Annotated in this window: 19 protein-coding genes; 17 read left to right on the top strand and 2 right to left on the bottom strand. The window is 62.3% G+C overall.

What is annotated here, in order from left to right; all coding sequences use genetic code 11:
• Positions 1-77 precede the first annotated feature (77 nt).
• The 9 genes from HNO86_RS26435 (at position 78) to HNO86_RS26395 (ending at position 10,056) form a co-directional block, all read left to right on the top strand.
• Entirely contained in the window at positions 78-1,166 is a 1,089-nt protein-coding gene (locus tag HNO86_RS26435; protein ID WP_175379870.1) for a polyamine ABC transporter substrate-binding protein, read from the top strand.
• Positions 1,163-2,464 (top strand): FAD-binding oxidoreductase, encoded by a 1,302-nt coding sequence (locus tag HNO86_RS26430; RefSeq protein WP_175379869.1) that lies wholly within the window; start codon positions 1,163-1,165, stop codon positions 2,462-2,464. Before HNO86_RS26435 ends, HNO86_RS26430 begins: the two co-directional genes overlap by 4 nt.
• A gap of 223 nt (positions 2,465-2,687) precedes the next feature.
• A complete protein-coding gene (locus tag HNO86_RS26425) occupies positions 2,688-3,284 on the top strand; it encodes a paraquat-inducible protein A (RefSeq protein WP_175379868.1) in 597 nt (198 codons plus the stop codon).
• Positions 3,281-3,949 (top strand): paraquat-inducible protein A, encoded by a 669-nt coding sequence (locus HNO86_RS26420; RefSeq protein ID WP_175379867.1) that lies wholly within the window; start codon positions 3,281-3,283, stop codon positions 3,947-3,949. Before HNO86_RS26425 ends, HNO86_RS26420 begins: the two co-directional genes overlap by 4 nt.
• Positions 3,930-5,606: an intermembrane transport protein PqiB gene (locus HNO86_RS26415; protein ID WP_175379866.1), complete on the top strand. Its 1,677-nt coding sequence runs from the start codon at positions 3,930-3,932 to the stop codon at positions 5,604-5,606. Before HNO86_RS26420 ends, HNO86_RS26415 begins: the two co-directional genes overlap by 20 nt.
• Positions 5,607-5,623: 17 nt before the next feature.
• On the top strand, positions 5,624-6,178 hold the full coding sequence (locus HNO86_RS26410) for a membrane integrity-associated transporter subunit PqiC (RefSeq protein ID WP_175379865.1): 555 nt from the start codon (positions 5,624-5,626) through the stop codon (positions 6,176-6,178).
• A 195-nt stretch (positions 6,179-6,373) separates the two neighbouring features.
• Positions 6,374-7,387 (top strand): iron ABC transporter substrate-binding protein, encoded by a 1,014-nt coding sequence (locus tag HNO86_RS26405; protein WP_175379864.1) that lies wholly within the window; start codon positions 6,374-6,376, stop codon positions 7,385-7,387.
• Between the two features lie 3 nt (positions 7,388-7,390).
• Positions 7,391-8,989, top strand: coding sequence for an iron ABC transporter permease (locus HNO86_RS26400; protein WP_175379863.1), 1,599 nt, complete (start codon positions 7,391-7,393; stop codon positions 8,987-8,989).
• A complete protein-coding gene (locus HNO86_RS26395) occupies positions 8,986-10,056 on the top strand; it encodes an ABC transporter ATP-binding protein (RefSeq protein ID WP_175379862.1) in 1,071 nt (356 codons plus the stop codon). Before HNO86_RS26400 ends, HNO86_RS26395 begins: the two co-directional genes overlap by 4 nt.
• Before the next feature lie 60 nt (positions 10,057-10,116).
• Here the strand turns inward: HNO86_RS26395 and xerC are convergent, their stop codons facing one another.
• The gene (xerC, locus tag HNO86_RS26390; RefSeq protein ID WP_372242563.1) at positions 10,117-11,055 is read right to left on the bottom strand and encodes a tyrosine recombinase XerC; all 939 of its coding nucleotides are present in this window, start codon (positions 11,053-11,055) and stop codon (positions 10,117-10,119) included.
• Between the two features lie 178 nt (positions 11,056-11,233).
• Here xerC and HNO86_RS26385 point away from each other — a divergent pair, with 178 nt between their 5' ends.
• Positions 11,234-12,610: a UDP-glucose/GDP-mannose dehydrogenase family protein gene (locus tag HNO86_RS26385; RefSeq protein ID WP_175379861.1), complete on the top strand. Its 1,377-nt coding sequence runs from the start codon at positions 11,234-11,236 to the stop codon at positions 12,608-12,610.
• 5 nt (positions 12,611-12,615) lie between these two features.
• Here HNO86_RS26385 and HNO86_RS26380 read toward each other — a convergent pair whose 3' ends face one another.
• Positions 12,616-13,581 carry a LysR family transcriptional regulator gene (locus HNO86_RS26380; protein WP_175379860.1) on the bottom strand — a complete coding sequence of 322 codons (966 nt, stop codon included), beginning with the start codon at positions 13,579-13,581 and terminating at the stop codon, positions 12,616-12,618.
• A gap of 307 nt (positions 13,582-13,888) precedes the next feature.
• Between HNO86_RS26380 and argH the strand changes: the two genes are divergently transcribed.
• The 7 genes from argH (at position 13,889) to HNO86_RS26345 (ending at position 21,156) form a co-directional block, all read left to right on the top strand.
• A complete protein-coding gene (gene argH, locus HNO86_RS26375) occupies positions 13,889-15,316 on the top strand; it encodes an argininosuccinate lyase (RefSeq protein WP_175379859.1) in 1,428 nt (475 codons plus the stop codon).
• A gap of 93 nt (positions 15,317-15,409) precedes the next feature.
• Entirely contained in the window at positions 15,410-16,288 is an 879-nt protein-coding gene (locus HNO86_RS26370) for an amino acid ABC transporter permease (protein ID WP_175379858.1), read from the top strand.
• A gap of 10 nt (positions 16,289-16,298) precedes the next feature.
• Complete coding sequence (locus HNO86_RS26365) at positions 16,299-17,063, top strand: amino acid ABC transporter ATP-binding protein (protein WP_175379857.1); 765 nt, start codon at positions 16,299-16,301, stop codon at positions 17,061-17,063.
• A gap of 42 nt (positions 17,064-17,105) precedes the next feature.
• Positions 17,106-17,930, top strand: coding sequence for an ABC transporter substrate-binding protein (locus tag HNO86_RS26360; protein ID WP_175379856.1), 825 nt, complete (start codon positions 17,106-17,108; stop codon positions 17,928-17,930).
• A gap of 151 nt (positions 17,931-18,081) precedes the next feature.
• Positions 18,082-18,930, top strand: coding sequence for a polysaccharide deacetylase (locus tag HNO86_RS26355; RefSeq protein ID WP_175379855.1), 849 nt, complete (start codon positions 18,082-18,084; stop codon positions 18,928-18,930).
• A complete protein-coding gene (locus tag HNO86_RS26350) occupies positions 18,923-19,810 on the top strand; it encodes a polysaccharide deacetylase (protein WP_175379854.1) in 888 nt (295 codons plus the stop codon). Before HNO86_RS26355 ends, HNO86_RS26350 begins: the two co-directional genes overlap by 8 nt.
• Positions 19,807-21,156 (top strand): MmgE/PrpD family protein, encoded by a 1,350-nt coding sequence (locus HNO86_RS26345; RefSeq protein WP_175379853.1) that lies wholly within the window; start codon positions 19,807-19,809, stop codon positions 21,154-21,156. The genes HNO86_RS26350 and HNO86_RS26345 overlap by 4 nt, the downstream gene beginning before the upstream one ends.
• Positions 21,157-21,256 lie beyond the last annotated feature (100 nt).

The following is a 21,256-nucleotide window of genomic DNA, read 5'->3' as shown; positions in this document are numbered from 1 at the left end:
GGCAAGCCCGCTCCCACAGGGTCAGAGAACACCAGAGAATCACCCAAAAAATTCCAACAATTCAAAGAGGTGTCGAAATGCGTCTATTGAAATCCATGGTCCCGGTCGCCCTGGCCACTCTGTTCAGCGCCATGGCCCAGGCCCAGCCCACCGTCAGCGTCTACAACTGGACCGACTACATCGGCGAAACCACCCTCGCCGACTTCCAGGCCAAGACCGGGATCAAGGTGATCTACGACGTCTTCGACTCCAACGAAACCCTGGAAGGCAAGCTGCTCGCCGGGCGCACCGGCTATGACGTGGTGGTGCCGTCCAACCACTTCCTGGCCCGTCAGGTGAAGGCCGGCGCCTTCCTCAAGCTCGACCGCTCCGAGCTGCCGAACTTCAAGAACCTCGACCCGAAACTGCTCGCCCTGCTGGAGAAGAACGATCCGGGCAACGAGCATTCCGTGCCTTACCTGTGGGGCACCAACGGCATCGGCTACAACGTCGACAAGGTCAAGCAAGTGCTGGGCGTCGACCACATCGACTCCTGGGCCGTATTGTTCGAGCCGGAAAACATCAAGAAACTCAGCCAGTGCGGCGTGTCGATGATGGACTCGGCGGATGAGGTGTTTCCGGCGGTGCTCAACTACATGGGCATGGACCCGCGCAGCGAAAACCCCGAGGACTTCAAGAAGGCCGAGGCCAAGCTGCTGAGCATTCGCCCTTACGTGACCTACTTCCATTCGTCCAAGTACGTGTCGGACCTGGCCAACGGCGACATCTGCGTGGCCTTCGGCTACTCCGGCGACGTATTCCAGGCCGCCAACCGCGCCAAGGAAGCCAAGAACAACGTGAACATCGCCTACGCGATCCCCAAGGAAGGCAGCAACCTGTGGTTCGACCTGCTGGCGATTCCCGCCGATGCCGCCAACCAGAAAGAAGCCCACGCCTTCATCAATAACCTGCTCGACCCGCAAGTGATCGCCAAGGTCAGCGCCTCGGTCGGCTACGCCAACCCGAACCCGCCGGCCAAGCAGTACATGGACGCCGAACTTGTGAACAACCCCGAGGTGTATCCGCCGCAGGCAGTCCTCGACAAGCTCTACATCTCCACCACGCCGCCACAGTCGATCATGCGACTGATGACCCGTTCCTGGAGCAAAGTGAAGTCCAACCAATGAACCAGTACACCCAGGAACATACGCAGTCTTACTACGCTGCCTCGGCCCATAACCTGACGCCTTTCCCCACGCTGAATGAGGACCTGGTGGCCGATGTCTGCGTGATCGGCGGCGGTTTTACCGGCGTCAACACCGCCATCGAACTGGCCCAGCGCGGGCTCTCGGTGATTCTGCTGGAGGCCCGGCGCATCGGCTGGGGCGCCAGCGGGCGCAATGGCGGGCAGCTGATTCGCGGCATCGGCCATGACGTCAGCGGCTTTGCCCGGCACGTCGGTGCCGAGGGCGTGGCTTATATGGAGCGCGCCGGCAACGAGTCGGTGGAACTGGTGGGCCGGCGGATTCGTGAGCACGGCATCGATTGCGACCTGCGCTGGGGCTTTTGCGAGCTGGCCAACACCTCGGCGCAATTTGCCGGGCTCAAGGCTGAACATGCGCAGCTGAAGGAGTCCGGCTACGTCCACGAAATCCGCCTGGTCGCGCCTGGGAAGATCCGTGAGCAGGTGGTCGATTCCGGCGTCTATGCCGGCGGCCTGGTGGACATGGGCTCCGGTCATCTGCACCCGTTGAATCTGGTGCTGGGTGAGGCCCGCGTAGCTCAGGGCCTGGGCGTGCGGATTTTCGAGCAGAGTGCGGTCCTGGACATCATCCATGGCAGCACGGTGCAGGTGCGTTGCGCCGGCGGTACGGTGCGCGCCGGCACGCTCGTGCTGGGGTGCAACGCGCATCTGGAGGAACTCGAGCCAAAACTCAGTGGCAAGGTGCTGCCGGCGGGCAGCTATATCATCGCCACCGAGCCTTTGTCGGTGGAGCTGGCGGCGCAATTGATCCCGCACAACCTGTCGCTGTGCGACCAGAAAGTCGGCCTGGACTACTACCGGCTATCGGCGGACCGGCGTCTGCTGTTCGGCGGCGCCTGCCATTATTCCGGGCGTGATCCACGGGACATCGCGGCTTACATGCGTCCGCAGATGCTCAAAGTCTTCCCGCAACTGGCGGATGTGCGCATCGACTATCAATGGGGCGGCAAGATCGGCATCACCGCCAATCGCTTCCCCCAGGTCGGCCGCCTGCGCCAGCACCCCAACGTGTTCTACGCCCAGGGCTACTCCGGCCATGGCCTGAACGTGACGCACTGGTGCGCCAAACTGCTCGGTGAAGCGATCCATGCCGGGCACAGCCAGGGTTTCGACGTCTTCAGCGCCGTGCCCCACATGACCTTCCCCGGCGGCCGCGCGTTGCGTTCGCCATTGCTGGCGCTGGGCATGCTCTGGTATCGCATGCGTGAAGTTCTGGGCTAACCCCAAAGCCCACGCCGCCCCCCTGTAGGAGCTGCCGAAGGCTGCGATCTTTTGATCTTGCTTCTAAAAACAAAAGTCAAAAGATCGCAGCCTTCGGCAGCTCCTACATGAAGCGGTGTCAGCCACCGGTCCGTAGTTCGTTCAGTCTTTCGATTTGCTCAATCGCGAGTCACTTCTATATTGAGGGGGTGCTCATCAATTCTGCATTCATCGAGCCTGGCCCATGGCAACGACAGACCAATTGATCATCTGCGAGCACTGCGACTGCGTGTACGAGAAAACCACGCTCGCCAAACATCAGAAAACCCTGTGCACACGCTGCGGCGGCGTGCTTCAGCGGTATAACGGCCTGACGGTGGAGCAGCGCCTGGCGCTGACCCTGACCGCGCTGATGCTGTGGATCTTCGCCAACTTCTATCCGGTCATGAGCATCAGCCTGCAGGGCCTGAAGAACAGCGCGACCCTGTGGGACTCGGTGCTGGCCCTGAGCCTGGGGCCGATCACTTTCATTGCGATGGTGGCGGCGATCTCGATGATCATCGCGCCGATCTTCCAGCTGGTGCTGCTGATCTGGGTCCTGGGTTTCGCCCTCGGCCATCAGCGCGCCCCGGCCTTCAAGTTCTGCATGCGCTGGCTGGAAACGCTGCGGCCCTGGAGCATGCTGGAAGTCTGCCTGCTGGGCGCGATGGTCGCGGTGATCAAGCTCGCCGGCTTCCTCGATGTGCTGCCCGGCATCGGCCTGATCGCCCTGGCCATCCTCAGCCTGGTGATGATCCGTATCGCCGGCCGCGATATCCGTGACCTGTGGGATCTCCAATGACAATCTCACAAACGCCCCCCCCTACAGCCGCCGAGCTGAATCTGTGCCTGTGCCACAGTTGTGACCTGGCCTGCGACATGACCGACGAGCCCCACGAATGCCCGCGTTGTGGCGCGCCGCTGCACCGGCGCAAGACCAACTCGCTGACCCGCACCTGGGCCTACCTCGTCACCTCCCTGGTGTTTTATGTACCGGCCAACCTGCTGCCGGTGATGAACACCAAGATGGTCGGCAACGGTGCCGACAGCACCATCATGAGCGGCGTACTGGATTTCTGGGCCCACGGCGCCTGGGACATCGCCCTGATCATTTTCATCGCCAGTATCGCGGTGCCGGGCATCAAGTTCGTCGCCCTGGGCATGCTGCTGGTCACCGTACAGCGCAAGAGCCTGTGGGCCCAGAAGGAACGGTCGAAGATGTACCGCTTCGTCGAGGTCATCGGTTACTGGTCGATGCTCGACGTGATAGTCGTGGCCCTGGTGGCCTCGCTGGTGAAGTTCCAGGCCCTGGCCGACATCGAGCCGCGGCCGGGCATTCTGTTCTTTGGCCTGGTGGTGGTGTTCACCATGCTCGCCGCCATGAGTTTCGACCCGCGTCTGATCTGGGACACCAGCGACGAAGGTTCACACATCGAGGAGGTCACGGATGAAGCAACAAGCCACTGACGGGCCACAGGCCCCCGGCCAAGCGCCGATCAAGACACGGCGATTCAGCGTGTCACTGGTGTGGATCGTGCCGATCGTCGCGGTACTGGTGGGGATCTCGCTGGTGGTGCACAACATCATGCAGCAGGGACCGACCATCGTCGTGACCTTCAAGACCGGTAGCGGGCTGGTTGCCAACAAGACCGAGGTCAAGTACCGCAGCGTGGTCATCGGCCATGTCGAAGACGTGGAACTGAGCGACGACCAGAAGAGCGTGAATGCCACCATCAAACTGGCCAAGCAGGCCGAAAGCTTCACCCGCAAGGATTCGCAGTTCTGGGTGGTGCGGCCACGAATCGGGGCCGGCGGCGTATCGGGTATCGACACCTTGTTGTCGGGTGATTACATCGGCGCCGACATCGGCCAGGACAACAGCCGTGCGAAGAACTTCAAGGGCCTGGAGAACCCGCCGCCCATCACCTACGGCGAGCCGGGCAAGCGCTTTACCCTGCACACTCCGGACCTTGGCTCGCTGGACATCGGCTCACCCGTCTATTACCGCAAGATTCCGGTCGGCCAGGTGGTGGCCTATGCGCTGGACCCGGACGGCAAGGGCGTGAATATCGACCTGTTCATCAACTCGCCCAATGATCAGTACGTCACCGAAAACACCCGGTTCTGGAATGCCAGCGGCATTGACGTCAACGTCGGCGCCAACGGTTTCGCGGTCAAGACCGAATCCCTGTCGTCGATGCTGGTGGGCGGTATTGCCTTCCGCGCTCCCGAATACAGCCCGGACGACAAACCGGCGCCGGAGGAATATGCCTACGAACTGTTCGAGGACCAGCAAACCGCCCTCGCCCCGCCCAGTGGCAAGGCTCAATACCTGGCCTTGCGTTTCGATCAGGCGCTGCGCGGGCTCAAGGTCGATGCGCCGGTGGAATTCCTCGGCATGGAGATCGGCAAGGTGGTGTCGGTCAACCTGGACTTCGACGCGAAAAAACGCAGTTTCCCGGTCAACGTCGGCATCGTGATTTATCCGCAGCGTCTGGGGCAGGCCCATACCAAAATGCTCAAGGCCCTGAATCATGACCCCAATGACGAAGCCGGATCCGCGCGGATCATGGGCGCATTCATCGAGAACGGCCTGCGTGCCCAGGCCCGCACCGGCAATCTGCTGACCGGTCAGCTGTACATTTCCCTGGACTTCTACCCGAAAGCGGAGAAAGTCGTCTTCGATCCGACCGCACGTCCAGTGATGATCCCCACCGTTCCGGGCAGCCTGGAACAGTTGCAGGAAAAACTCGAGGCCATGGTCACCAAGATCAATCAGCTGCCTATCGAGCGAATCGCCGGCAATCTGGACGCCAACCTCGTGGAAGTGCGCAAAACCCTCACACAGTTCAACGCCAAGACCCTGCCCGGTGTCTCCAACACCCTCACTGACGTAAGCAAAACCCTGCAATCGGCCAACACCACGCTGCAATCCGCCAATTCCACCCTGGCGGATGATTCGCCGCAGCGGGAAAAACTGGGGCAGACCCTGGACGAACTGGGACGCACCTCGCGCGCCCTGCGTGACCTGGCGGACTACCTGGGACGCCATCCGGAGTCGCTGATCCGCGGCCGTCCGGACAACGCCGCGCCGATCGACATGCAAGGGCCGCCAAGCAAATGACCAAAGGAGCATCACTCATGGCTTTTCCGCTGAAGATTGCGTTGATCGCCGCGCTGTCATTGCTGGCCGCCTGCCGCAGCGATCCGATTCAGTTCCACACCCTGACGCCGGCCCTGCCAAGCGGCAACACCCGGGCGACCACGGATATCCAGATCGAAGGCCTGACCGTGCCGCCCCAGGTCGACCGTCCACAGATTGTCGTGCGCGAGGGCAATACCGGCATGGCCATCCTCGAAACCCAATGGTGGGGCGCCAGCCTGGTGGACGAACTGCGCAGTGCCCTGCTCGACCAGATGGTCAACAGCAGCCCGCAGCGCAAGGTGTCGGTGCGTCTGGAGGTGCAGCGCTTCGACTCGATTCCCGGCCAGTACGGGTTGCTGGATGTGAAGTGGCGCTTGCGCAGTGACGATGTGGTGATGATGTCTTGCCGCAGCACGTTGCAGACGCGCTCGGGACCGTCCATCGATGAACTGGTGGCGGCACAGCAGACCAACGTCAAGCGCCTGGCGGCGTTGATCAGCCAGGCCTCGAGCGGGACGCAGAAGACCTGTCCGTCCACAAATCCCGGCTAACACCCCCCCTGTGGGAGCGGGCTTGCTCGCTCCCACAGTTTTGAGCACCCCGACCAATTGACGAATTTTTCTCATTTCACCCATTACATTTGCCGCCGCGCCAAACCTGCAAATGATTCCTATTGATCTACAATAATCGACGTCCCCCGCCGTCGAATCTGCTTGCTCGATTAAAAAAACTGGAGCTGCCATAGCATGATTGTCCGAATCCCTTCCTTCCTGAAAAAAGCCCTGCTGGCCACCGCCCTGGTGAGTGCTGGCCACGTGTATGCAGACGATGGCGTCGGCATTGTGGTGTACAACGCGCAGCACGAAGGCCTGACCAAGGCCTGGGTTGAAGGCTTCACTCAGGAAACCGGGATTCCGGTCACCTTGCGCAATGGCGACGACACCGAGATGGGCAACCAGATCGTGCAGGAAGGCGCTTCCTCGCCGGCGGACGTGTTCCTGACCGAAAACTCCCCCGCCATGGTCCTGGTGGACAACGCGGGCCTGTTTTCACCGGTCGACAAGGCGACGCTGGAGCAGGTCGACTCCGCCTATCGTCCGTCTCACGGCAAATGGGTCGGTATCGCCGCACGTTCGACGGTGTTCGTCTATAACCCGAGCAAACTGACCGAGGCGCAGCTGCCGAAATCGATCATGGACCTGGCCGACCCCGCGTGGAAAGGTCGTTGGGCTGCATCGCCAGGCGGCGCTGACTTCCAGGCCATCGTCGCGGCGATTCTTCAGCAGAAAGGCGAAGCGGCGACCCTGGACTGGCTGAAAGCGATGAAAACCAACTTCACCGCCTATCGCGGCAACAGTTCGGTGCTCAAGGCGGTCAATGCCGGCCAGATCGACAGCGGCGTGATCTATCACTATTACAGCTACGTCGATCAGAACAAGACCGGCGAGAACAGCAAAAACACTGCCCTGCACTACTTCAAGCACAAGGATCCGGGTGCGTTCGTGAGCATTTCCGGTGGCGGCGTTCTGGCCTCCAGCAAACATCAGGAACAGGCCCAGGCGTTCCTGAAGTACATCACCGGCAAGGACGGTCAGGCGGTGCTCAGGGATGGCAAGTCGTTTGAATATGCCGTGGGCAAAGACGCGCAATCCAACCCCAAACTGGTGCCTTTGCAGCAGCTCGATGCGCCAAGCGTCGATGCGTCGAAACTCGACAGCAAAAAAGCCGTGGAGCTGATGACTCAGGCCGGACTGCTCTAATTGATGCCTGAAATCCTGCCGGCGGATGTCGCACCCCCGACATCCGCTAACCTGCGTCGACGATCGCGCGGTCTGTTCGCGAGCCGTGGTGGCGCGTGGGTGGTCAGCCTGTCGGTGCTGGTTTCGTTGCTGGCCCTGCTGCCCATCGCCTTCGTGATCGGCGTTTACCTGGATACCGGCTGGAGCAAGGTGGTGCCATTGGTTTTCCGGCCACGGGTCGGGGAACTGATGGTCAACACCGTGTTGCTGGCGGTCATCACCGTGCCCTTGTGCATCGCGCTGGGCGTGACCCTGGCGTGGCTCACCGAACGCACCAACCTGCCCGGCCGTCGCGCCTGGTCGTTGCTGGCGACCGCGCCCCTGGCGGTGCCGGCGTTCGTCCACAGCTACGCCTGGGTCAGCCTGGTGCCACCGATCCACGGGTTGTTCGCCGGGGTGCTGGTCTCGGTGATCGCCTATTTCCCGTTCCTGTACCTGCCGGTTGCCGCGACCTTGCGTCGACTGGACCCGGCCATCGAGGACGTCGCCGAATCCATGGGGCTCAAGCCCTGGGCGGTGTTCTTCCGGGTGGTGCTGCCGCAACTGCGCCTGGCCATCTGCGGCGGTGCGCTGCTGGTGGGCCTGCATTTGCTGGCCGAGTACGGCCTGTACGCGATGATCCGCTTCGACACCTTCACCACGGCGATCTTCGATCAGTTCAAATCCACCTTCAACGGACCTGCCGCCAACCTGATGGCCGGCGTGCTGGCGCTGTGCTGCCTGTTGATGCTGACCGCCGAATCCGCCGCCCGTGGCCATGCGCGTTATGCCCGCGTCGGCTCCGGCAGCGCCCGGGAGCAGCGGGTCGTCAACCTGAGGGGGCCGGCAACGTTGTTCGCACTGCTACTGCAGATCGCCACCTGTGCCCTGGCCCTGGGCGTGCCGCTGATCACGCTGGGCAAGTGGCTGATTGCCGGGGGCCTTGAGGTCTGGAATTTGCCCGAACTGTTGCCGGCGCTGGAGCAGACCCTGTTGTTCGGCTTGGCGGGCGCGGCCCTGACCACCTGCGCGGCGATTCCGATTGCCTGGCTGTCGATTCGCTCACCGGGCCGGCTGCAGCGGCTGCTGGAAAGCTGCAACTACATCACCAGCGCCCTGCCGGGGATTGTCGTCGCGCTGGCACTGGTCACCGTGACCATCCACTTCGCCCGGCCGATCTACCAGACCACCATCACGGTGCTGCTGGCTTACCTGCTGATGTTCTTGCCCCGGGCGCTGGTCAGCCTGCGGGCGGGAATCGCCCAGGCGCCGGTGGAACTGGAGAACATGGCGCGCAGCCTCGGCCGTTCGCCGAGCCATGCGCTGTGGCTGATCACTCTGCGTCTGGCTGCGCCGGGCGCTGCGGCGGGCGCGGCGCTGGTGTTCCTGGCGATCACCAACGAACTGACCGCCACCCTGCTGCTCGCCCCCAACGGCACGCGCACCCTGGCTACCGGTTTCTGGGCCATGACCAGCGAAATCGACTACGCCGCCGCGGCGCCCTATGCCCTGATGATGATTGTGCTGTCGCTTCCGTTGACCGGAATCCTTTATCACCAATCCAAAAAAACGGCCGGCCGATGAACACTCTGGAACTGCATTCGCTCACCAAACACTACGGCACGCACAAGGCCCTGGATAACGTCAGCCTGTCGGTGCCCACCGGCAGCCGCACGGTGATCGTCGGTCCGTCCGGGTCGGGCAAGACCACCCTGTTGCGGATGATCGCCGGCTTCGAGTTCCCGGACTCCGGCCGCCTGTCGCTCAACGGCCAGACCCTGGTCGACAGCACCCATGAAGTCCCGGCGCACCAGCGCCTGATCGGCTATGTGCCGCAGGACGGCGCGCTGTTCCCGCACATGACGGTGGCGGCCAACATCGGTTTCGGCCTGGCGACCAAGGGTGAAGAACGGCATCAGCGCATTGCCGAACTGATGGACAGCGTCGCGCTGGATTCGACCATGGCCCAGCGCTGGCCCCATGAGCTGTCCGGCGGTCAGCAGCAACGGGTGGCACTGGCACGGGCCCTGGCCCAGCAACCGCGGCTGATGCTGCTGGACGAACCGTTCTCGGCCCTCGACACCGGCCTGCGCGCCAACATGCGCAAACTGGTGGCACGCCTGCTGGCCGAAGCCGGAGTCACCACCATCCTGGTCACCCACGACCAGAGCGAAGCGCTGTCCTTCGCCGATCAACTGGCGGTGATGCGCCATGGTCGCCTGGTGCAGTCCGGCCATCCGCTGGACCTCTACCGCTACCCCGGCGATGTCCAGACCGCGCTGTTCCTGGGCGACGCCGTGGTCATGCCGGCCCGCATCGAAGCCGGCTGGGCCCATTGCGACCTGGGCCGCATCCCCGTCAACAACCACCGCAACAACAGCGCCGCCCAAATCATGCTGCGCCCCGAACAACTGCAACTGGCCAACATCCTGCCCCACACCGCCGAAGTCACCGGCTGCCGCGCCGTCGTCACCGACCGCGACTTCAGCGGCAACACCTGCACCCTGACCGTCGAACTCCAAGCCTGCGCCAGCGGCGAACAGTCAGGCCGCTCCCTGCTCGTACGCAGCTCCGGCATGTATGCCCCCCCTGCTGGCAGCGCCGTCCACGTCTCGACCATTGGTCATGCGCATGTGCTGAGCGAGGCATAAGCCAGACGCAACACCCCTGTAGGAGCGAGCCTGCTCGTTCCTACAGGGGATCTCGGTGAATCAAAGGTCGAAGCGATCCACTGCCCTGCGCCGTTCGTTGTCATCGCGAACGTCATAATTGGCCGTCGTCTGAATATTGCTGTGATGCGCCAGCTTCTGCGCAATCGACAGATCATGCTCCTCGATCACCCGGGTAATGAACGACCGACGGAAATCATGGGGCATGATCTTGACCCCCACCTGCGTCCCACGCTGGCGGGCGATGTAATAGATCGCGTGTTTAGTGATGCGCTCGCGAGTGATATGACTGCCACGGCGAATGCGGTTGAAGAGAAAGGCATCGTCCTCCTCCCCCTCCTTGAGCTGTGAACGGCGAAACTCCAACCAGGCATCGAGCTTGGCGAACGCCCAGGCCGGGGCGTACTTGATCAACTGCTTATTGCCCTTGGCCGTAACCCGCAGGCTGCGCTCGGCGAAATCGACCTGACTCAACTCCAGATTCACCGATTCGGACTTGCGCATCCCCGAGCCATACAGAATCGCGATCACCGCCGCATCCCGCAGCCCCTGAGGCCGGGGGTCGGCCGCACAGACATCCATCAATTCGCGAATCAACGAGCGCCGCAGATTGCGCCCCTGGGACAGTCGCGTACCGGCAATCCCCTTGACCGAGCGCATCTTCAGCAAATGCTCCTGGCTGATCAGGCTCATGCGCCACGCCTCGTTCATCACCCCGCGCACCGCATTGACGTAAAGCGACGAGGTGTTGGGCGCATAACCATCGGCACGCAATGTCGCCACCAACGCAATCACATCCTCAGGCTGCAACCCATGCCAGGGGATTTCCTCGATGTTCACGTCCTCGAAGCCCAGGCGATCGGCGGCGTCCTGCAACACGTAGCGCATGGTCAATTGGCTGGATGGCGCCAGTCGCGCCAGATACACCGTCAGCGGATTGGGTTTGGCGAGGGTTGCATCAACAACGGGTAAGTCAGTCAAACGAAACAGCCTTGAATGAAAAAGTACAAAAAAAGGGCAAAAAAAGAAGGTCGCTACGCTGCCGATCATGGTCGGGAAAGTCAATTGTCGATCCGACCAAGGCCCCGGCAGCCGATAGATGAACTGAAACATCGAGCTGTTAATTCTGATCCTGAGTGGATCAGGACAGGAACACCCGATGAAAATCAGTGTATTTGGCAGCGGTTACGTCGGTCTGGTGCAGGCAGCCGTGTTGGCTGAAGTCGGCCATGACGTGGTGTGCATGGACATTGACCAGAAAAAGGTCGAGTTGTTGCAGCAGGGTCACGTCAGCATCTTCGAGCCTGGGCTGGCCAGCCTGGTGCGCGAAAGCCTTGAGGCCAGACGATTGCAGTTCACCAGCGACGAAAAGTTCGCCGTGCAACACGGCCAGGTCCTGTTCATCGCCGTCGGCACGCCGTCCCGCGAGGATGGCTCGGCGGACCTGCGTTATGTGCTATCGGTGGGCGAAGCGGTGGCGCGCCACCGTGAGCAACCGGTGATTCTGGTGGAGAAATCCACGGTGCCGGTGGGTACTGGCGATGCGCTGCGCGAGCACATCGACAAATGCCTGATCAAGGTCGGGCGCCTGCTGCAGTTCGATATCGTCTCCAACCCCGAATTTCTCAAGGAAGGCTCGGCCGTGGCCGATTGCCGGCGTCCGGACCGCATCATCATCGGCTGCGAACGCGATGAGGTCCGCGACGTGATGCGCGATCTGTACGCGCCGTTCAACCGCAACCATGACCGCGTGATGTTCATGGACCTGCGCAGCGCCGAGCTGACCAAGTACGCCGCCAACTGCATGCTGGCGACCAAGATCAGCTTCATCAACCAGATCGCCGAACTGGCCGAACACCTGGGCGCCGACATCGAATCGGTGCGCCTGGGCATCGGCGCCGACTCGCGTATCGGCTACCACTTCATCTATCCCGGCTGCGGCTATGGCGGCTCGTGCTTCCCCAAGGACATGCGCGCCCTGATCCACAGCGCCGAGCAAGCCCACTGCTCCAGCGACCTGCTGCAAGCGGTGGAGGCGATCAACCAGCGGCAGAAACACAAGCTGTTCGAACGCGTCAAAGCCTTCTACAAGGGCGACCTGCGCGGCAAGACCTTTGCCCTGTGGGGCCTGGCGTTCAAGCCCAACACCGACGACATGCGCGATGCCCCGAGCCGCGCGCTGCTCGAAGCCCTGTGGGCCGCTGGCGCCAGCGTGCGCGCGTTCGACCCCGAAGCGATGCAGGAAACCCAGAACCTGTACCCCGACGAGGCGAAACTGATGCTCATGGGCACCCCGGAGTCGGTGTTGCACGGCGCCGATGCGCTGATCATCTGCACCGAATGGCAGCAGTTCAAGGCCCCGGATTTCGACCTGATCCGCCAGCGCCTCAAGGCCCCGGTGATCTTCGACGGGCGCAACCTGTACGACGCCGAACGCCTGTCCCGCAACGGCTTCATGTACTTCCCGATGGGTCGCGGCGAGTCGCGCAATTTGCCGATTCCGCATCAGCAGTGGCCGGCGCAGGGCGTCGCCTGACGTCCTCAGGTCGGGGACTTCAGATCCACGCCCAGCGCCTGGGCGAATGCCTTGACCAGCGGACTGCGCACAACGTTGTGACGCAGAATCAGATTGAACGGTGTAGCGATGTGGATCAGTTCCGGACACAGTGCCCGGAACTGCCCCTGCGCCACCCACTGCGCCGCGTAATGTTGCGGAAGAAAGCCGACGAATCGACCGGTCCTGATCAACAATGCCACGGCCTCGACCTGAGTCGCCGAGGCTGAGGAACTGTCGTAGTGAGCGAAGTTAAGTTTGTCGCGATGAATCGCATAACGGTGATTAACACACTCGTAATCCTTGAGCATGTTGCTGCTCATCCGATCGGCCGGTATCGAGAACAACGGATGGCCGACGGCGCAATAAACCTCCGAGCGTTCCTCGTATAACGGGTAGTAGTCGAATTCCTCCCGCCGCTGATAAACCGGCACGATCCCGGCGACCAGCCGACCCTCTACCACGCCCCGTTCCACTTCATCGAGCTGAGATGCCTGAAGTTGAAATCTTATTTTCGGATACTGTTCGCTCAACGCTCTAAGCGCAGCAACTAACGGCGATAAAGGATCGGAAATAGTATTATCAATAACCCCCACACCAAGATCACCGACAAGTTCATTTTGCGCCGAACTAAGCCGATCACGAAAGTTGTCAACGGAAGCAAACAAGTCAATGGACGCCTGATAAACAATGCGTCCCTCTTCAGTCAGGTGAAAGCCCTCGCGCCCACGGGTGCACAGGCGCATGCCGATGCGGATTTCCAGGTCCGAGATCTGTTTGCTGATGGCCGCCAGACCCACGTTCAGTTCGTTCTGCGCCGCGCTGAAACCACCCGCTTCGACCACCGCCTTGAACACCTTGAGCAGTTTGAAATCCAGCCCGCTGAGGGCCAGCGGCGCCCGTTGCGGCGCTTTCAGCGGCGGGTTTCCGGAATTGGAAAGTGGGGTTTCCATAATGCTTATTTACCTCTGGCGCCCAATTCAACAATCTGTGTCCAACAACAAAAACATAGCTGGCCTAAATAATAATGAACACAGAAAACCAGGCTTGGCAACTGCCAAAAAATCCCGAACATCAGTGCCAAATCACTGATTCGCAAATATTAAAAGCTGACATTTCGATCAGCTCTCGCCCCTTTGCAACTGCGCTGTTCCCCTGCCCTTGAAATTGAATTGACCTGATCTTGAGCGAATGTTTTTCGCTGCGGATTTCAGGTCTGGCACACGCTTTCAGTTCGCGTTATCGACGAGGAAAACAACAATGTCTCAAACCACCGACCGTCTCTGGGGTGCTCGCTTCAAAAGCGGTCCGTCCGAAGCCCTGGCTGCCCTCTCCCGTTGCCCGGAGCGCTATTTCCGCCTGACGCCGTACGACCTTGCCGGCTCCAAGGCCCACGCCCGGGAATTGCAGCGCGCAGGCCTTCTGAGCGAGCAGGAAACCCGGACCATGCTCGACGCTCTGGAGCAGATCGGCAGCGATTTTCGCGCTGGCAGCATCGCGCCGACCCTGGACGACGAAGACGTCCACACGTTCATCGAACGCCTGCTGACCGAGCGCCTCGGCGCCCTGGGCGGCAAGCTGCGCGCCGGTCGCTCGCGCAACGACCAGACCGCCAACGACCTGCGCCTGTTCCTGCGTGATCACGTCCGCACCCTGGCCGTGGAAGTGCTGGCGCTGCAACAGGCGCTGGTGAATCAGGCCGAACAGCACGTCGAGAGCATCTGCCCCGGCTTCACCCACCTGCAGCAGGCGCAGCCGATCGTGTTCGCCCACCACCTGTTGGCCCACGCCCAATCGATGCTGCGTGACGTGCAGCGCCTGGTGGACTGGGACGCACGCACCTCGCTGTCGCCACTGGGCGCTGCAGCCATGGCCGGTTCGGCCATCGCCCGCATGCCGCAGCAGTCGGCCAGGGAAATGGGTTACAGCGGGGTGTGCGAAAACTCCATCGACGCCGTCGCCAGCCGCGATCACGTCGCCGAATTCCTGTTCATCGCCAGCATGCTGGGGGTCAACATTTCCCGTCTGGCCGAAGAGTTCTGCCTGTGGTCGTCGCGCCAGTTCCGCTGGATCGCGCTGGACGATGCCTACGCCACCGGCAGCTCGATCATGCCGCAGAAGAAGAACCCGGATATCGCCGAACTGGCACGGGGCAAGGCCGGTCGCCTGATCGGCAACCTGACCGGCCTGCTGTCCACGCTCAAATCCCTGCCGCTGTCCTACAACCGCGACTTGAGCGAAGACAAGCACGGCGTGCTCGACAGCGTCGACACCCTGCTGCTGGTGCTGCCGGCGATGGCCGGGATGGTGGCGACCATGACGGTCAACGTCGAGGAACTGCGTCGTCAGGCACCGCTTGGCTTCACCCTCGCCACCGAAGTCGCCGACTGGCTTGCGGTGCGCGGCGTGCCGTTCAAGGAAGCCCATGAAATCACCGGTGCGCTGGTCAAGGCCTGCGAGAAACACGACATCGAACTGTGGGAAGCCTCCCCGGCGCTGCTGGCCGAGATCGACCCGCGACTGACGCCGCAAGTACGCGAAAGCCTGACCCTGGAAGCCGCCATCGCCGCCCGCAACGGCTGGGGCGGCACCGCGCCGCAACAGGTACGCGAGCAGATCGGCCGCCTGAAAACCGCCCTCGCCGCGCAGCAGCGCTGGACTGAGGACTATCAGGGTTTCCGCCTCTGAAGCAGACACAAAACCCGCTCCCACAGGGACAGTGTTTCACCTGAACAACCATATATGCCGCCGGTTTGAACAGGCGGTGTACGGAGAAACAACATGAGCCAGACACAGGCACAACGACTCCAGGCCGAGCGCAAACTGGCGGAAAACCAGTTCGACATCACCCAGTATCAACACGTGCCCCGGCGCTACTACGGGCGGATGTTCTTTGCCGCCCTGATCGTCGTCGCACTGCTGGGCCTGGTGCGCGCCTTCGCCGAAGGCAAGATCGAATGGTCGTACATCGGCCAGTTCCTCACCTCCCAGGCGATCATGTGGGGCTTGCTCAACACCATCATCATGGCCGTGCTGGCGATGGCCCTGGGCATCTTGTTCGGGGTGATCACCGCGATCATGCGCATGTCGGCCAACCCGATCCTGCGCTATGTGGCACTGACCTACACCTGGCTGTTTCGCGGCACGCCGCTGATCCTGCAACTGCTGCTGTGGTTCAACCTGGCGCTGATCTTTCCCACTATCGGCATTCCGGGGGTGTTCGAACTCGACACCGTCAGCCTGATGACACCGTTCGTGGCCGCCCTGCTGGGCCTCTCCATCAACCAGGGCGCCTACACCGCCGAAGTGGTGCGCGCCGGCCTGCTCTCGGTGGACACCGGGCAGTACGAGGCAGCCAAATCGATCGGCATGCCGCGCCTGCAGGCACTGCGCCGGATCATCCTGCCCCAGGCCATGCGGATCATCATTCCGCCGGTGGGCAACGAGTTCATCGGCATGGTGAAGATGACCTCGCTGGCCAGCGTCATCCAGTACTCGGAACTGCTCTACAACGCCCAGAACATCTACTACGCCAACGCCCGCGTGATGGAGCTGCTGATCGTCGCCGGTATCTGGTACCTGGCCACCGTCACTGTGCTGTCCTTCGGTCAAAGCCGTCTGGAGCGACGTTTCGCTCGCGGCGCCGGCAAGCGTTCTTGAGGAATCCGACATGAGAAGCATCGTCAAGGCCGTGAGCCTGAACAAGTACTACGACAGTTACCACGCGCTCAAGGACATCAATATCGAGGTCGAGCAAGGCGAAGTGCTGTGCATCATCGGCCCGTCCGGCTCCGGCAAGAGCACCCTGCTGCGCTGCGTCAACCAGCTGGAAAAGATCGACAAGGGCGGCCTGTGGGTCGACGGCGAACTGGTGGGCTACCGCGTGGTCGGCAACAAGCTACACGAGCTGACCGAAACCCAGATCGCCCGCCAGCGCCTGTCCACCGGCATGGTGTTCCAGCGCTTCAACCTGTTCCCGCACATGACTGTGCTGCAAAACATCATCGAAGGGCCGTGCCAGGTGCTCAAGCGTTCGCCCAAGGAGGCGACCGAAGAAGCCCTGGAACTGCTCGCCCGCGTCGGCCTGGCCGACAAGCGCAACAGCTACCCGATCGAACTGTCGGGTGGTCAGCAGCAACGTGTCGCCATCGCCCGTGCGCTGGCCATGCGCCCCAAGCTGATGCTGTTCGATGAACCCACTTCGGCACTCGACCCGGAACTGGTCGGTGAGGTGTTGTCGGTGATGCGCGACCTGGCGCAGACCGGCATGACCATGATCGTCGTCACCCATGAACTGGGCTTCGCCCGCGAAGTTTCCAACCGCATGGTGTTCATGGACGGCGGGCAGATCGTGGAGGCAGGAAGCCCCGAAGAAATACTAATAAGTCCGCAAAACCCTCGCACCCAAAGCTTCATTTCTGCCGTTCGAACCTGAACGCCGGTTGGCGTTAAAAAAACACTCATAAGAGAACGACCCATGAAGAACTTCGTTATTCCAGCAGTACTCGCAGGCGTTATGGCTTGCGGTTTCAGCTTCGCCGCCGACCTTCCGGCCAGCATCAAGGACAAGGGCGAGATCGTGGTCGCGATCATGCCCAACTACCCGCCGATGGATTTCAAGGACCCGGCCACCAACACCCTCACCGGCGTCGACGTCGACCTGGGCAATGCCCTGGCCGAACGCCTGGGCGTGAAGATCAAGTGGCAGGAAACCGGCTTCGAGCAAATGATCAACGCCCTGACCACCGACCGCGTGGACATGGTGCTGTCGGGCATGACCGACACCGCCGAGCGTCAGGCCAGCGTGACCTTCGTCGACTACTTCACCAGCGGCCCGCAGTTCTACACCTTGCAGAAAAACAAGGACACCAACGAGATCGTCGATCTGTGCGGCAAGAAAGTCGGCACCAGCCGACGTACCACCTTCCCGGCGGAAATCGCCGAGTGGAGCAAGGCCAACTGTGAAGCCGCCGGCAAGCCCGCGATCACCGTGATCGGTACCGAAGGCTCCGCCGACGCCCGGGCGCAACTGCGCCAGAGCCGCATCGACGCGGCGATGCAGGGCAGCGAAACCCTGCCGTATCTGAAGACCCAGGAAAAGGACATGTACAAGACCGTGGGCCTGCCGATCTCCTCGCAGTTCACCGGCCTTGGTGTGAGCAAGAAAAAGCCTGAGCTGAGCGAGGCGGTGAAAGTCGCCCTGCAAAGCATGATCGACGACGGCAGCTACCAGGCGATCCTGAAGAAGTGGGACCTGGAGCTGGGGGCGATCAAGACGGTGACCATTAACGCCGGCAAGTAGATATCTGAGTCAAATGTAGTACCTGTGGGAGCGGGCTTGCCCGCGATGGCTGACTGGCAGGCGACATTGATGTTGAAAGTGCCACCCTCATCGCGGGCAAGCCCGCTCCCACATGAATTGTGTTTTGCCTATAGAAAGCTGGAGCACCACGATGTCCTCCTCACTCAAGTCCACCTGGCCCGACAACCACAAGGCCTGTCTGGCCCTGGCCTTCGACCTCGACGGCCCCACGGGCGATGCCATGCTCAACGGTTCGATCTGGCACAAGCCCGAGTACTTCGGTTTCGGCGGCTATGGCCCCTATCGGGCACTGCCGCGGATCCTCGATCTGCTCGACGAATTCCGCCTGCCGACCACCTTCTTCGTCCCCGCGTGGGTGGTGGAGAACTGGCCGAAACAGTCCCAGGCGATTGTCGAGCGCGGGCATGAGGTGGCGTATCACGGCTACAAACACGAATCCTTTTACGCCCTGACGCTGGACCAGCAGAAGGACGTGATGCAGCGCTGCCGCGAGGTGTTCTGGAAACACCTGAACATCCGCGCCGAAGGCTTCCGCACCCCGTCCGGCGACTGGCGCGCCGAGACCCCGGCGATGCTGGTGGAAGCCGGCGTGACCTACTCCAGCAGCATGCGCGGCGATGACCGGCCCTATCTGGTCAACGTGGCGGGTCATGCCACGCCGCTGGTGGAAATCCCCGGTCGCTGGGAGATGGACGATTACGCCTCCATCGCCTACACCCGTGCGCCGGACTTTCCTTCAGGACTGGACCGTACCGCCAGCTACGCACTGACCCTGGACAACTGGTGTCGCGAATACGACGGCGCCATGGACGAAGGCCTGTGCCTGACCACCCTGTTCCACCCCAAGATCACCGGCAAACCGGGGCGCATCCTGCTGCTGGAAAAACTCTTCGAACACATGCGCCAACGAGACGACGTCTGGTTCGCCACCTGCCGCGACGTCGCCCACTGGTGGCTGAAGGAGCATCACCATGGCTGAGTTCACTACCTGGCCCAAGGGCTACCGCTGCGCCGTGGTACTGACCGTCGACTACAACGACATCCACGGCATTCTCACCCAGGCCCCGGAAGTCGCCGGGCGCGACAAGACGTTGTCGGTCTGGCGCTACGGTACTCAGCGCGGCGTCGAGCGTTTGCTCGGGCTGTTCAGGGAACTGGGCGTGCGTAGCAGCTGGTTCGTCCCGGGCATCGTCGCCGAGGAAAACCCCGGGCACCTGCGGGCGATCCAGGCCGGCGGCCATGAAATCGCCTGTGCAGGCTATCGTCACCAGAACTACGACAACCTCGATCTGGCGCAACAGACCGCGGAAATTGCCCGGGGCTGCCAGGCCTTGCAGGCATTGACCGGGCAGCGTCCCGGTGGTTTCCGCATCCCCGCCGGCAACGGCGCACCGGGTTTCATCGAGGCGTTGCGCGATCAGGGTATTGGCTGGTCGTCTTCGTGGCGCGGCGATGACCTGCCGTTCGCCCACCCGACCGCCCCTGATGTGATCGAACTGCCGCTGCACTACGAACTGGAGGACGAGCCCTACTTCGCCTTCAACCTCAGCCCGGCGGTGCCACCGGCCCAATCGCGGATCGCCTCCTACAGCCACACCCTGGGCAACCTGCAGATGGACTTCGCCGGGTTTCATCGTTTCGGCCTGTGCTATGTGCTGCGCCTGCACCCGGAAATCATCGCCACGCCGGGACGCATCGGTGTGTTGCGCGAGCTGCTCGAAGGTATCCAGCAGCGCGATGACGTGTGGATCGCCACCGGAGCTGAAGTCGCGCAATGGTGGGCGGAGTCCGCGGCGCCGGTGACCGAGGATCATCCGGCGTCAGTGTATGAGCGGCATTACCGGGATTACCTCCTATGACCGGACGGATGCAACGGCTGGCGCAGTTTTGCGTCGAGACCCGGTTCGAGGATTTGCCGCCAACGCTGGTGGCGCAAGCCAAGCGACATATTCTCGACACCCTGGGTGCAACCCTGGCCGGCGCTGACAGCAGCGTGGCACTGCAGGCACGCCGGGTGTTCGAGGGCGACGTCGGTGAGACCCTGGTCTGGGGCACCGACCTGCGACTCGGCGCGGCTCAGGCGGCCTTGCTCAACGGTGTCGCCGCCCACGCGCTGGAGCTGGACGACACCGGTGGCTGCGATCATTCCGGCGCCGTGGTGTTGCCGGCGGTCATGGCGGCGGTCTCGCTGGCCGGGCAGCCTGTGAGCGGACGCGAGTTCATCACTGCCGTGGTGATCGGCTACGAGATCGGCCGTCGGGTCCTCGAAGCCTGCGGCAGCTATAGCGCCCACAACGGTGCCGGCTGGCACTCCACCGCGACCTGCGGCGTGTTCGGCGCGGCGGCGGCCAGCGCACGAATCCTGGGTTTGAACACGGAGCAAATGCTCGCCACGCTCGGCATCGCGGGCAGTTTCAGCGGCGGGTTGTGGGCCTTCATCCACGATGGCTCGCAAAGCAAAAAACTGCACAGCGGTCGCGCGGCCGAGGGCGGCTTGCTGGCGGCGCGGTTTGCCGGGCAAGGCGTCACCGGGCCGTCGAAACTGTTCGACGATGTCTGGGGCGGATTTCTCAGGACTTTGGCCTCGCAGACCGCTCAACCCGAAGCGCTGGATGCCGATCTGGGGACGGTGTGGAAACTCGCCCGCTGCTCGATCAAACCCTACGCCTCCTGCCGGGGCACCCATTCGGCCATCGATGCGCTGGGGTTGTTGCTTGCGCAATTGCAGGTCGGCGCCGATCAGGTAGAGGATGTCCAGGTGTCGTTGTGCGGGTTTCTGAAGGACATGTGCGGCAGCCAGGATGTCGGCACCCTGGCGGCGGCGCAGATGAGCCTGCCCTACGCCCTCGCCGCGCGGTTGGTGCATGGCCATTGCCGGCTTGAGGCTTATGACGAGGCGCAGCGCGACGATCCGCGAATTGCTCGCTGGCTGTCGCGCATTCGTCTTGAGGTGGATCCGCAACTGTCAGAGGATGGCGAGCCGGTGGTCAGTGTACGGACCGTGGACGGTCGGCTGGCCAGCCTGTGTGTCGATCCACCTCTGGGAGCGCCGGGCAATCCGTTGAGTGACGAGGCGCTGGTGGAAAAGTTCTACAGCCTGGCGACGCGGGTGATCTCGCGGCAGCAGGCGATGGGGTTGGTCGAGCAGTTGTGGCGGCTGGAAGCACTGGAATCGGTTGATGGGCTGGAACGGTGCCTGGCTTGAGTCATTTGTTGGTTGGCCCGGCCTCTTCGCGAGCAAGCCCGCTCCCACATTGGATCTGCAGTGCTCACCAATATTGTGTTCACTGCAGCCTCCTGTGGGA

This window comes from Pseudomonas sp. C1C7 (genome assembly GCF_013359595.1).
Classification (GTDB): domain Bacteria; phylum Pseudomonadota; class Gammaproteobacteria; order Pseudomonadales; family Pseudomonadaceae; genus Aquipseudomonas.
The sequence above is the reverse complement of the archived record's forward strand: the minus strand, read 5'-3'. Positions and strand labels throughout refer to the sequence as shown.

Coding starts and splice junctions, on each gene's coding strand:
- HNO86_RS26425 (WP_175379868.1), top strand. CDS start 2,688: ATGGCAACGACAGACCAATTGATCATCTGCGAGCACTGCGACTGCGTG.
- HNO86_RS26380 (WP_175379860.1), bottom strand. CDS start 13,581: ATGGAAACCCCACTTTCCAATTCCGGAAACCCGCCGCTGAAAGCGCCG.
- HNO86_RS26405 (WP_175379864.1), top strand. CDS start 6,374: ATGATTGTCCGAATCCCTTCCTTCCTGAAAAAAGCCCTGCTGGCCACC.
- HNO86_RS26350 (WP_175379854.1), top strand. CDS start 18,923: ATGGCTGAGTTCACTACCTGGCCCAAGGGCTACCGCTGCGCCGTGGTA.
- HNO86_RS26370 (WP_175379858.1), top strand. CDS start 15,410: ATGAGCCAGACACAGGCACAACGACTCCAGGCCGAGCGCAAACTGGCG.
- HNO86_RS26355 (WP_175379855.1), top strand. CDS start 18,082: ATGTCCTCCTCACTCAAGTCCACCTGGCCCGACAACCACAAGGCCTGT.
- HNO86_RS26420 (WP_175379867.1), top strand. CDS start 3,281: ATGACAATCTCACAAACGCCCCCCCCTACAGCCGCCGAGCTGAATCTG.
- HNO86_RS26410 (WP_175379865.1), top strand. CDS start 5,624: ATGGCTTTTCCGCTGAAGATTGCGTTGATCGCCGCGCTGTCATTGCTG.
- HNO86_RS26435 (WP_175379870.1), top strand. CDS start 78: ATGCGTCTATTGAAATCCATGGTCCCGGTCGCCCTGGCCACTCTGTTC.
- HNO86_RS26395 (WP_175379862.1), top strand. CDS start 8,986: ATGAACACTCTGGAACTGCATTCGCTCACCAAACACTACGGCACGCAC.
- argH (WP_175379859.1), top strand. CDS start 13,889: ATGTCTCAAACCACCGACCGTCTCTGGGGTGCTCGCTTCAAAAGCGGT.
- HNO86_RS26365 (WP_175379857.1), top strand. CDS start 16,299: ATGAGAAGCATCGTCAAGGCCGTGAGCCTGAACAAGTACTACGACAGT.
- HNO86_RS26430 (WP_175379869.1), top strand. CDS start 1,163: ATGAACCAGTACACCCAGGAACATACGCAGTCTTACTACGCTGCCTCG.
- HNO86_RS26415 (WP_175379866.1), top strand. CDS start 3,930: ATGAAGCAACAAGCCACTGACGGGCCACAGGCCCCCGGCCAAGCGCCG.
- HNO86_RS26345 (WP_175379853.1), top strand. CDS start 19,807: ATGACCGGACGGATGCAACGGCTGGCGCAGTTTTGCGTCGAGACCCGG.
- HNO86_RS26385 (WP_175379861.1), top strand. CDS start 11,234: ATGAAAATCAGTGTATTTGGCAGCGGTTACGTCGGTCTGGTGCAGGCA.
- HNO86_RS26400 (WP_175379863.1), top strand. CDS start 7,391: ATGCCTGAAATCCTGCCGGCGGATGTCGCACCCCCGACATCCGCTAAC.
- HNO86_RS26360 (WP_175379856.1), top strand. CDS start 17,106: ATGAAGAACTTCGTTATTCCAGCAGTACTCGCAGGCGTTATGGCTTGC.